The organism is Pseudomonas sp. 02C 26 (assembly GCF_002843585.1).
In the GTDB taxonomy this organism is placed as follows: domain Bacteria; phylum Pseudomonadota; class Gammaproteobacteria; order Pseudomonadales; family Pseudomonadaceae; genus Aquipseudomonas; species Aquipseudomonas shirazensis.
The window spans coordinates 4,091,693-4,103,186 of the sequence record NZ_CP025262.1; the positions used below are offsets into that span (position 1 = coordinate 4,091,693).

Consider the following 11,494-nt stretch of genomic DNA (forward strand, 5'->3'; position numbering starts at 1 on the left):
AAAAACCTCTGGCCAGCACTCAACCAAGCAATGTTATAGTGTAACAATACTAATACCTTGCCAAGGAACGCTTGATCTCATGTTGCCGCTACCGCTGCGCCTTTCCCCGCTTGCCGCTGCCCTTTGGCTGGCCTCCCCCGCCAGCCACGCCGTTGAACTGCAGCCACAGGTTGTTACTGCCAATCCGCTGGGCAACGCTCAACTTGCCGCGCCCAGTACAGTGCTCGAAGGCGACGCGTTGCTGCACCAGCAGCACGCCAGCCTCGGTGAAACCCTCAACAAGCAGCCCGGGGTTGCCTCAACCTGGTTTGGCCCGGGCGCCAGCCGCCCGGTGATCCGCGGCCTGGACGGTGATCGCATTCGTATCCTGCGCAATGGCGTCGGCGCGCTGGATGCTTCGTCGCTGTCGTATGACCATGCGGTGCCACTGGACCCGGTCACCGTCGAGCGGGTTGAAATCGTCCGCGGCCCAGCGGCGCTGCTGTATGGCGGCAATGCCATCGGCGGCGTGGTCAACACTTTCGACAACCGCATCCCCGATGCCCCTATCGACGGCATTCACGGTGCGGGTGAGCTGCGCTACGGCGGCGCCGACACCACCCGCAGCAGCGCCGGCAAGCTCGAAGCCGGTGACGGCAACTTCGCCTTGCACCTGGATGCCAACAGCCGCCAGTTCAATGACCTGCGCATTCCTGGCTATGCGCGCAGCGGCAAGGTCCGCGACAGTGCCGAGCCGGGCAGCAAACACCGCCTGGAGAACAGCGACGGTCGCCAGGACGGCGGCGCTATTGGCGGCGCCTATCACTGGGAGCACGGTTACAGCGGGTTCTCCTACAGCCGTTACGACAGCAACTACGGCTCGGTTGCCGAGCCCGGCGTGCGCCTGGACATGCAGCAGGACCACTACGGTTTCGCCTCTGAACTGCGCGATCTGGACGGCCCGTTCAGCTCGGTCAAGGTCGACGCTGGCTACACCGATTACCAGCACCGCGAGATCGAAAGCGGCGAAGTGCACACCACCTTCAAGAACAAAGGCTACGAGGCGCGCATCGAGGCCAGGCATCAACCGCTGGGGCCAGTGGAAGGGGTGATCGGCGCGCAGGTCAGCCGCAATCAGTTCTCCGCGTTGGGTGAAGAAGCCTTCGTGCCCTACACCGACACCGACAGCCTGGCGCTGTTTCTGTTTGAGCAGTGGCAGGCCAGCGAGCGCCTGAACCTGAGCTTCGGTGCACGTCTGGAACACACCCGGGTCGACCCGGATGCCAAGGGCAACGAGGACTTCGCCGCCGCTGACAGCACCAGTACCTTCAATGCCGTGAGCCTGTCTTCAGGCGCGGTGTATCAGCTTGACCCGATCTGGTCGCTGGCGGCCAACCTCGGCTACACCGAGCGCGCGCCGACCTTCTATGAGCTGTATGCCAATGGTGCGCACGTGGCGACCGGCGCCTATGAAGTGGGTGATGCCAGCCTGAACAAGGAAAAGGCGATCGCCGCCGACCTGGCCCTGCGGTTTGACAATGGCACGCACAAGGGCAGTGTCGGTGTGTTCTATAGCCACTTTCGCAATTACATTGGCCTGATCAGCAGCGGCAATCTGCGTGAAGGGCATCATCATGGTGGCGATGATGATCACGATCATGACCACGGTGATATTCCCGAATACCTGTACCAAGGTGTGCGTGCGCGCTTCTATGGCATCGAGGCGCAGGATCGCTGGCAGTTGCTGGAAAACCGCTACGGCAGCTTTGCCCTGGAACTGTCAGGCGACTACACCCGCGCCAATAACCTCGACACGGGTGAGCCGCTGCCACGGATTGCGCCGCTACGCCTCAACAGCGGCCTGCTCTGGTCGCTGGAGCGCTGGCAGGCGCGCGTCGATGTACAACATGCAGCCTCGCAGCAACGCAAGCCGTCCAACGAAACCAGCACTGACGGCTACACCACCTTGGGCGCAAGCGTCGGCTACCGCTTCGATGTCGGCCAGAGCCAATGGCTGGCGTTTGTCCGCGGCGAGAACCTGACCAATCAGACGGTGCGCTACGCCAGTTCGATCTTGCGCGACATTGCCCCAGCGCCTGGGCGTAGTGTCGAGGTTGGCCTGCGTACAAGCTTCTGAGGAACTGCACTGGGGCCATTATGGCTGGCTCGATTGAGCTGGCCATGGTGACCACAGCCATAGCGCTAGGCCCATTGTTGCTGCAGCAGTAACAATCAAGTGCGACATTTTGTCTTTTTTTATTACCCCTTCCGCTATATCCTGCCGCCGCACTGAATCGCTTCAGCCCATATTCCCACAGCCATACGCCATCGAAGAGCGTGCTTTTCGATGCGCTTGGGTATTTTTCGTCAATCCAAAGATAGCGCTATCTCATGTTCCAGCTACCCCGTAGTCGTTATGCCGCCTTAGGCCTGTCCACACTCCTCTGTGGCGTTACGCCCGCCACGCTTGCCGGTGAAATGTTCGCCAGTGACTCGCCGTGGATGCTTGGCGACTGGAACGGCAGCCGCAGTGACCTGCGCGAGCGCGGCTACGACTTCACCCTCGGCTACACGGGTGAAATGGGCAGCAACCTGCATGGCGGCTACGACCATGACCGCAGCGCGCGCTACAGCGACCAGTTCACCTTTGGCAGCCACCTTGACCTGCAGAAGATCCTCGGCTGGAACGCCACCGAGGTGCAGTTGACCGTGACCGAGCGCCACGGCCAGAACATCAGCAATGACCGTATCAACGACCCGCGCGTAGGGGGTTTTACCTCCGCCCAGGAAGTCTGGGGTCGCGGCCAGACCTGGCGCCTGACTCAGCTGTGGATCAAGCAAAAGTACTTCGATGGCGTCCTCGACGTGAAATTCGGCCGCTTCGGCGAAGGCGAAGACTTCAACAGCTTCCCCTGCGACTTCCAGAACCTGGCGTTCTGCGGCTCGCAGGTCGGCAACTGGGTTGGCGGCATCTGGTACAACTGGCCGGTCAGCCAATGGGCCCTGCGCGTGCGTTACAACCTGAGCGATACGCTGTACGCCCAGGTCGGCGTGTTCGAGCAGAACCCTTCCAACCTCGAGTCGGGCAATGGCTTCAAGCTCAGCGGCAGCGGTACCCAGGGCGCGGTGATGCCGATCGAACTGGTCTGGAGCCCACAGGTCAATGGACTTGCAGGGGAATATCGCGCCGGCTACTACTACAGTAATGCCAAGGCTCAGGACGTACTGCGCGACAGCAGTGGCCAACCCGCCGCCATCAGCGGCGCTGCCTACCGCAGCCGCTCGAGCAAACACGGTTTCTGGCTCGGCGCGCAGCAGCAGGTGACCTCGCAGGCGTCCGACCAGTCACGCGGCCTGAGCTTGTTTGCCAATGCCACATTGCACGACAAGAAGACCAATGCTATCGACAACTACGTTCAGGCAGGTGTGCTGTACAAGGGGCCATTCGATGCCCGGACCAAGGACGACATCGGTTTCGCCCTCGCCCGCGTGCACGTCAACCCCGGCTACCGCAAGAACGCCCGCCTGGCCAATCAGGCGGCCGGCATCAGTGATTACGACAACCCAGGCTACCTGCCTGTGCAAGACACCGAATACAGCGCCGAGCTCTACTACGGCGTGCACCTGGCCGACTGGCTCACCGTGCGTCCCAACCTGCAGTACATCCGCCATCCAGGCGGGGTATCGGCAGTCGACGACGCACTGATCGCCGGCCTGAAGATTCAAAGCAGTTTCTGACCTCAACTTTCACGGAGTACCTTTGATGAGCACTGACGGTGCCAAAACCGGAACCCGCTGGCTACCGCGCCTGCTAGGCGTGCTGCTGTTGCTGATGGGCCTGGCCCTGCTGGCCGGCGGTATCAAGCTCAGCCAGCTGGGCGGATCGCTTTACTACCTGCTGGCCGGCATCGGCTTTACCGTCAGCGGCATCCTGCTGTTGGCCAAACGGCAGATCGCCCTTGGTGTCTACGGCGTGGTGCTGCTGGCCAGCACCGCCTGGGCGCTGTGGGAAGTTGGCCTGGACTGGTGGCAACTGGTGCCGCGCCTGGCGATCTGGTTCGCCCTTGGCGTAGTCCTGCTGCTGCCGTGGGCACGCCGCCCGCTGCTTGGCCCGGCCTCCCGAGCCAACACCGCGCTGCTCAGCGTTGCAGTAGTTGCCGCCGGCGCCACCGCACTGGCCAGCCAGTTCACTCACCCGGGCGAGATCCGCGGCGAGTTCAACCGCGACAGCAGCGAAATGGCCAGCACCGCCCCGGCCATGCCTGACGGCGACTGGCAGGCGTATGGCCGTACCGAGCACGGCGACCGCTACTCGCCGCTGCGCCAGATCACCGCGCAGAATGCCTACCGCCTGGAAGAAGCCTGGCGCATCCGCACCGGCGACCTGCCCACTGAAAACGACCCGGTCGAACTGACCAACCAGAACACGCCGCTGAAGGTCAACGGCATGCTCTACGCCTGTACTGCGCACAGCAAGCTGCTGGCGCTGGACCCGGACACCGGTGCCGAAATCTGGCGCTTCGACCCGCAAGTAAAGAGCCCGGTGGGCACCTTCAAGGGCTTCGCCCATATGACCTGCCGGGGTGCGTCCTACTATGACGAGAACCGCTACGTCAGCCGTGACGGCAGCCCGGCGCCGAAAATTTCCGATGCTGGCCAGGTCGTTGCCCAGGCATGCCCGCGCCGCCTGTACCTGCCGACCGCCGATGCGCGCCTGATCGCCATCAACGCCGACACCGGTAAGGTCTGCGAAGGCTTCGCCAACCAGGGCGTCATCGATCTGACTACCGGCATTGGCCCGTTCACCGCAGGTGGTTACTACTCGACGTCGCCTGCAGCGATTACCCGCGATCTGGTGATCATCGGCGGCCATGTCACCGATAACGAGTCGACCAACGAACCGTCCGGGGTGATTCGCGCCTATGACGTGCACGATGGTCATCTGGTATGGAACTGGGACAGCAACAACCCGGATGACACCAAGCCACTGGCACCTGGCAAGACCTACAGCCGCAACTCGGCCAACATGTGGTCGATCGCCAGCGTCGATGAAGACCTGGGCATGATCTACCTGCCACTGGGCAACCAGACCCCTGACCAGTGGGGCGCGGATCGCACCCCGGGCGCCGAGAAGTACAGCGCCGGTATCGTTGCCCTGGACCTGGCCACCGGCAAGGCCCGCTGGAACTACCAGTTCACTCACCACGACCTGTGGGACATGGACGTCGGCAGCCAGCCGACCCTGATGCACCTGAAGACCGATGACGGCATCAAGCCAGCGGTGATCGTGCCAACCAAGCAGGGCAGCCTGTATGTACTTGATCGTCGCGACGGCACGCCGATTGTGCCGATCCGCGAGATCCCGGTGCCGCAGGGCGCGGTCAAGGGTGACCACACCGCCCCGACCCAGGCCCGCTCCGACCTCAACCTGCTGGGCCCGGACCTGACCGAACAGGCCATGTGGGGCGCCACCCCGTTTGACCAGATGCTCTGCCGTATCCAGTTCCGTGAACTACGCTACGAAGGCCAATACACCCCGCCGTCGGAACAGGGCAGCCTGATCTACCCCGGCAACGTCGGTGTGTTCAACTGGGGCAGCGTGTCGATCGACCCGGTGCGCCAATTGATGTTCACCTCGCCCAACTACATGGCCTTCGTGTCGAAGATGGTGCCGCGCGAGCAAGTCGCTGCCGACAGCAAGCGCGAAAGTGAAACCAGCGGCGTGCAGCCCAACAGCGGTGCTCCGTACGCCGTTATCATGCATCCCTTCATGTCGCCACTGGGCGTGCCATGCCAGGCACCGGCCTGGGGTTATGTAGCCGCCATCGACCTGTTCACCAACAAGGTGGTGTGGAAGCACAAGAACGGCACCACCCGTGACAGCACGCCGATCCCGATCGGTATGCCGGTCGGTGTGCCGAGCATGGGCGGCTCGATGGTCACTGCGGGCGGTGTCGGCTTCCTCAGCGGCACCCTCGACCAGTACCTGCGTGCCTATGACGTGCACAACGGCGCCGAACTGTGGAAGGCGCGCCTGCCAGCAGGTGGCCAGGCCACGCCGATGACCTACACCGGCAAGGACGGCAAGCAGTATGTGCTGGTCACCGCCGGCGGCCACGGCTCGCTGGGCACCAAGATGGGTGATTACATCATCGCTTACAAACTGGCCGACTAATCCTCGCGCCAGTGCATCACCTGCATAAAAGAAGCGGAACCTGTACGGTTCCGCTTTTTTTTGGCCCCTTATAAATAGCGCGCTAACCTCTTCATCTACGCTGGCTTGAAACCCATTGGCCTTTACCCCATCTAAGCACCATAGTCATTAACTCAGGTGCCTCATGAGCGACCAGCAGGATCATTCGGAACAGCCCGACGAACATAGCGAAATCGAACACCTCGAAGGCGCCGCAATCCCTGGCCATGCCCTGGCCCTGCCCGGCCAACAGCTGCCAGACAAGGTCTACGTCATCCCGATTCACAACCGCCCATTCTTCCCGGCCCAGGTGCTGCCGGTGATCGTCAACGAAGAGCCATGGGCAGAAACCCTCGACCTGGTGGCCAAGACCGATCACCACTCGCTGGCGCTGTTCTTCATGGATACGCCCCCCGAAGATCACCGTCACTTCGACACTTCGGCATTGCCCGAGTACGGCACCCTGGTCAAGGTCCACCACGCCAGCCGCGAGAACGGCAAGCTGCAGTTCGTTGCCCAGGGCCTGACCCGGGTGCGCATCCGTACCTGGCTCAAACACCATCGCCCACCTTATCTGGTCGAAGTCGAGTACCCGCGCCAGTCGACCGAGCCGACCGATGAGGTCAAGGCGTACGGCATGGCCTTGATCAACGCGATCAAGGAGTTGCTGCCGCTCAACCCGTTGTACAGCGAAGAGCTGAAGAACTATCTCAACCGCTTCAGCCCCAACGACCCGTCGCCGCTGACCGACTTCGCTGCGGCACTGACCTCGGCCACCGGCAAGCAGCTGCAGGAAGTGCTCGACTGCGTGCCCATGCTCAAACGCATGGAAAAAGTCTTGCCGATGCTGCGCAAGGAAGTGGAAGTCGCCCACCTGCAGAACGAGATCTCGGCAGAGGTCAACCGGCAGATCGGCGAGCACCAGCGCGAGTTCTTCCTCAAGGAACAGCTCAAGGTCATCCAGCAGGAACTTGGCCTGACCAAGGACGACCGCAGCGCCGACCTTGAGCAGTTCAAGCAGCGCCTGGAGGGCAAGACCCTGCCTGCCACCGCGAAAAAACGCCTTGATGAAGAGCTGGGCAAGCTGGCGATCCTGGAAACCGGCTCGCCGGAATACGCCGTTACCCGCAACTATCTGGAATGGGCCAGCGCCCTGCCCTGGGGCGTTTACGGCAAGGACAAGCTCGACCTCAAGCATGCACGCAAGGTGCTTGATCAGCATCACGCCGGGCTGGATGACATCAAGGAGCGGATTCTCGAGTTCCTCGCCGTCGGCGCCTGGAAAGGCGAGATCAGTGGCTCGATCGTGTTGCTGGTTGGCCCGCCCGGGGTGGGCAAGACCAGCATCGGCAAGTCCATCGCCGAATCGCTCGGCCGGCCGTTCTACCGCTTCAGTGTCGGCGGCATGCGCGACGAGGCCGAGATCAAGGGCCACCGCCGCACCTACATTGGCGCCCAGCCGGGCAAGCTGGTGCAGGCGCTGAAAGATGTTGAGGTGATGAACCCGGTGATCATGCTCGACGAGATCGACAAGATGGGCCAGAGCTATCAGGGCGACCCGGCCTCGGCGCTGCTGGAAACCCTCGACCCGGAGCAAAACGTCGATTTCCTTGATCACTATCTGGACTTGCGCCTGGACCTGTCCAAGGTGTTGTTCGTGTGTACCGCCAACACCCTCGACTCGATTCCGGGGCCTCTGCTCGACCGCATGGAAGTGATCCGCCTGTCTGGTTACATCACCGAAGAGAAGCTGGCCATCGCCAAGCGTCACCTGTGGCCCAAGCAGCTGGAGAAAGCCGGTGTCGCCAAGACCAGCCTGACCATCAGCGACAGTGCGCTGCGACTGGTGATCGACGGCTATGCGCGGGAAGCTGGCGTGCGACAACTGGAGAAGCAACTGGGCAAGCTGGTGCGCAAGGCCGTGATGAAATTGCTCGAAGAGCCAACGGCCAAGCTCAAGATCGCCCCCAAGGACCTCGAAGCCGCACTGGGCATGCCGGTATTTCGCAGCGAACAAGTGCTGGCAGGCAAAGGCGTGATCACTGGCCTGGCCTGGACCAGCATGGGCGGTGCCACGCTGCCGATCGAAGCCACGCGCATTCATACGCTCAACCGCGGCTTCAAGCTGACCGGCAAACTGGGTGATGTCATGAAGGAATCTGCTGAAATTGCCTACAGCTACGTCAGCGCCAATCTTAAGCAGTTTGGCGGCGACCCCGGTTTCTTCAACGAGGCTTTCATTCACCTGCATGTGCCTGAGGGTGCCACGCCCAAGGACGGTCCGAGTGCCGGCGTAACCATGGCCAGCGCACTGTTGTCGCTGGCTCGCGATCAGGCGCCGAAAAAAGGCGTGGCCATGACTGGCGAGCTGACCCTGACCGGCCAGGTCCTGCCGATCGGCGGTGTGCGCGAGAAGATCATCGCCGCCAAGCGGCAAAAACTCTTCGAACTGATCCTCCCCGAAGCCAACCGCGGCGACTTCGAGGAACTGCCGGAGTACCTGCGCGAAGGGCTTACGGTGCATTTCGCCAAGCGCTTTACCGACGTGGCCAAGGTATTATTCTGATCTGAGGGCGTTCGACCCCGTGCTGCCAGTCACGGGGTCGAACAGCCGAAAACACCAGCAGGCTGGACAGACCTGCAAGTGCTTCGGTTATGCTCGGTCATCGCCCGTTTCCGGAGCCAACATGACAGCCACCCGCCTCCTTGTCGCCTCAAGCCTGACCCTGATCACCGCCTGCGCCCAGCAGCCCCCGCAGAACGTCGACCTGGACGCGAAACATGAATGTCCGGTCCGCCTGCAACTGGGTCAGAGCCTGACGTTGAGCCTCCCGAGCAACCCGACCACCGGCTACCGCTGGCGGGTCGACGACGCTGCACCTGAAGTCCTCCGAGCGCTGAGCCCGGAGGTGTACAGCCAGCCGGAAGCGGCCGGCCTGGTCGGCAGCGCTGGCGTCTCGACCTGGCGCTTCCAGGCCAAGGCTGTCGGAGCAGCCCAGCTGACTCTGGTCTACCAGCAGCCCTGGGCACCAGAAGTACGGCCAGTGCAAACCTTCGATTGCGCCATCTCGGTCAGGTGATGCTGATCACCCACCCTCGAATTGCCGGCGCACCTGCAACAGGTAGTCGTGGATGTTGCGCAACGCCGTCAGCAGCTCACTTCGCTCGACGGTATTGATTGCCAGTTGTTCCAAAGGCTGCCAACCGCTGGTGAATTTGGCCGCCTCCTGCAACCATTGACCGTGCAGCGTGCCCAGTTCATCCAGCCCGTCGTACTGCGCAAGTTCCTCCTGACTCCTGGCCAGACGCGCCTGAGTCTGCGCGAGACTCTCGTGCTGTTCCTTCAGACGTTTGTCCAGGACACCCACCGCCTTGACCAGATCGGCAAACTTGCGTGCGGCAGCCAGTTCGTCCATCCCTTCGTTGAGTCTGCGAATGCCGGCCTTGATCACGGCTGGATCGAGGCTTGGGTCCTTGAGCAGAGCCAGGGCGGCATCAACATCCTGCTCTTTGGGAATAAGGCCTTTGAACGCTTTGCTCACCGAGGGCTTTTCCAAGGCATCAATGAGCTGGTGAATGTCGTCCAGGCGCTGCTGCTGTTTCGCCAGCATTTCTTCAAGACCACTGATCGCTGATTGTTGCGCGCTGATCGACGACCTGAGTTCCCCCCGTAGCACTGCAGCGTCAGGTAACGGGTGACTGCTGACGTCGGCGATGGCGCCGCTTGCCTGGGCCATCGCCTGCTGCACAGTACCTCGCGCCCGCAGCAACTCCTGCCCGTTCTCTTCACTTTCATCCTCCTGGGCGTCCTCCAGTGGCCCCTTTAATGCAACCCACGCCGCGAGGATTTTTTTCCGAAGTACCTTGTTACCGTGTTCGATACGTTTCGACAGATCGCCAATCTGCTCGCGCAGGGCGGGCAGCATCAATGTGGCTTCACCGTGAGCGATATCGTTGACTCGCGTCTCGACCTTCAGCATGTTCGCAATATCAGGCAACAGCGACGCCGTGTTTTTCATGTCCATAACCCAACCTTCCCTTAAGAGACTATCGTTTCATTGAACAACTTTGAAATTGTCTTGGAGATTCCCAGGATGTCTTTCCAAGGACTGATCACTCGCTGAAACTGCCGCACAAATTTTTTCAGCATTACCTGGGTGTCAACTTTTTCGAGCTGCGCCAACGATTGCTCAACGTAGACTTCCAGCAACACCCAGACATCTTCGAGATTCTTGACGGCGGTCCTGACCTCGACCAGACGGAACTGCAAGTCCATGATCAGTCTCTTGGTCGATTCAAAGCTTTCAGACTGCTCGAGCAAGTTGCTCTTACGAACAGCCGACGCTTCCCGTCTGGCGATCAGCGTATTCTTCTCGACCCGCACTTCCTCGGCCTGAGCACCGTAGATGCCACCGGTAATCAAGAGCCCTACCGGCCCGAAAACAAGGCCATAAAAGGAAGCGCCGACCAGACCGTTATACTCGTCAAGCTTGCGCTCGATCGCGTTATCCAGCTCCGTCAACTCCAGGTCGATTTTCTGCACTTCAAGGGAAACGTCTTTCTTGTTCATCGCCTTGAGCAAACCGTCCGCAGTCGGCTTAAGGTGACTGCCAATGACATCTGCAAACCTATCAGTGAGCGCTTTGACATGCCGGATCGACTTCAATCGCTCCTTGATCTGCGATTCAATCTCTTTCAGGTAACTGTCCACGCCCTCCTTAAAGGTCGCCGTGTCCTTGCTGGACAGCGGAACAGGCGGTGTTTTTTCCAGATCAATATCATTGAGTGACGTGTTTTCCAACGATGCCCACGCGTCAGTCAATTTCAACTCGGCAATAAAAGCTACCCCTTCAGTGAACAAGGTCTCGGCGAATACCTGCAGTTCGCTGCCCATCTTCTTGCACGCATCTTCGATGTCATCCCATCCGTTGACATGCGTGCGCAAGTCGTCGTAGAAACGGTGCACGTCGTCAATCTCTAACCCCACGGCGGCAAAATCCAGCGTACCGGCAAGTTCCTCGCGAGAGGAGGGCAATCGGCGCACGGCCGCTTCGTAACGCTTTATCATCAGCAGGTTGTCCTTGCTGAAAATGAAAGCCGGTTCGTCTTTCTTCAAATCGAAGATCTGTTGGGGAATCCGCTCAGCCCGCTCACTCGGCGTCAGTTCTTCAAACGTCGGGGGGCGAACCGCGTCTGCTGCGCCCGACTTCACCGGGGTTTCAGTGTTCTCACTCATCGCTGCTCTCCACGCAATGTCAATTGGCAACACGGGATCATGGCCTTGACTGCGACTAAGAGCCTAAGCCTGTGACCACCCGACCG

General features: G+C 61.0%; 7 protein-coding genes. 5 read left to right on the top strand and 2 right to left on the bottom strand.

Annotated elements, in window-relative coordinates:
• The first annotated feature begins 79 nt into the window (after window positions 1–79).
• The 5 genes from CXQ80_RS18655 (at window position 80) to CXQ80_RS18675 (ending at window position 9,252) form a co-directional block, all read left to right on the top strand.
• Entirely contained in the window at window positions 80–2,116 is a 2,037-nt protein-coding gene (locus CXQ80_RS18655) for a TonB-dependent receptor (protein ID WP_101321869.1), read from the top strand.
• A 254-nt stretch (window positions 2,117–2,370) separates the two neighbouring features.
• A complete protein-coding gene (locus tag CXQ80_RS18660; RefSeq protein ID WP_101321870.1) occupies window positions 2,371–3,717 on the top strand; it encodes a carbohydrate porin in 1,347 nt (448 codons plus the stop codon).
• A gap of 25 nt (window positions 3,718–3,742) precedes the next feature.
• Entirely contained in the window at window positions 3,743–6,154 is a 2,412-nt protein-coding gene (locus CXQ80_RS18665) for a glucose/quinate/shikimate family membrane-bound PQQ-dependent dehydrogenase (protein ID WP_101321871.1), read from the top strand.
• A gap of 163 nt (window positions 6,155–6,317) precedes the next feature.
• A complete protein-coding gene (gene lon / locus CXQ80_RS18670; protein WP_101321872.1) occupies window positions 6,318–8,738 on the top strand; it encodes an endopeptidase La in 2,421 nt (806 codons plus the stop codon).
• Window positions 8,739–8,859: 121 nt separating this feature from the next.
• The gene (locus CXQ80_RS18675; RefSeq protein ID WP_101321873.1) at window positions 8,860–9,252 is read left to right on the top strand and encodes a protease inhibitor I42 family protein; all 393 of its coding nucleotides are present in this window, start codon (window positions 8,860–8,862) and stop codon (window positions 9,250–9,252) included.
• 6 nt (window positions 9,253–9,258) lie between these two features.
• On the opposite strand, the gene CXQ80_RS18680 is transcribed toward CXQ80_RS18675, so the two are convergent.
• Entirely contained in the window at window positions 9,259–10,197 is a 939-nt protein-coding gene (locus tag CXQ80_RS18680) for an alpha-xenorhabdolysin family binary toxin subunit B (RefSeq protein WP_101321874.1), read from the bottom strand.
• A 14-nt stretch (window positions 10,198–10,211) separates the two neighbouring features.
• Window positions 10,212–11,408, bottom strand: coding sequence for an alpha-xenorhabdolysin family binary toxin subunit A (locus tag CXQ80_RS18685; RefSeq protein ID WP_101321875.1), 1,197 nt, complete (start codon window positions 11,406–11,408; stop codon window positions 10,212–10,214).
• Between the last annotated feature and the right edge of the window lie 86 nt (window positions 11,409–11,494).

Coding starts and splice junctions, on each gene's coding strand:
- CXQ80_RS18685 (WP_101321875.1), bottom strand. CDS start 11,408: ATGAGTGAGAACACTGAAACCCCGGTGAAGTCGGGCGCAGCAGACGCG.
- CXQ80_RS18665 (WP_101321871.1), top strand. CDS start 3,743: ATGAGCACTGACGGTGCCAAAACCGGAACCCGCTGGCTACCGCGCCTG.
- CXQ80_RS18660 (WP_101321870.1), top strand. CDS start 2,371: ATGTTCCAGCTACCCCGTAGTCGTTATGCCGCCTTAGGCCTGTCCACA.
- lon (WP_101321872.1), top strand. CDS start 6,318: ATGAGCGACCAGCAGGATCATTCGGAACAGCCCGACGAACATAGCGAA.
- CXQ80_RS18675 (WP_101321873.1), top strand. CDS start 8,860: ATGACAGCCACCCGCCTCCTTGTCGCCTCAAGCCTGACCCTGATCACC.
- CXQ80_RS18680 (WP_101321874.1), bottom strand. CDS start 10,197: ATGGACATGAAAAACACGGCGTCGCTGTTGCCTGATATTGCGAACATG.
- CXQ80_RS18655 (WP_101321869.1), top strand. CDS start 80: ATGTTGCCGCTACCGCTGCGCCTTTCCCCGCTTGCCGCTGCCCTTTGG.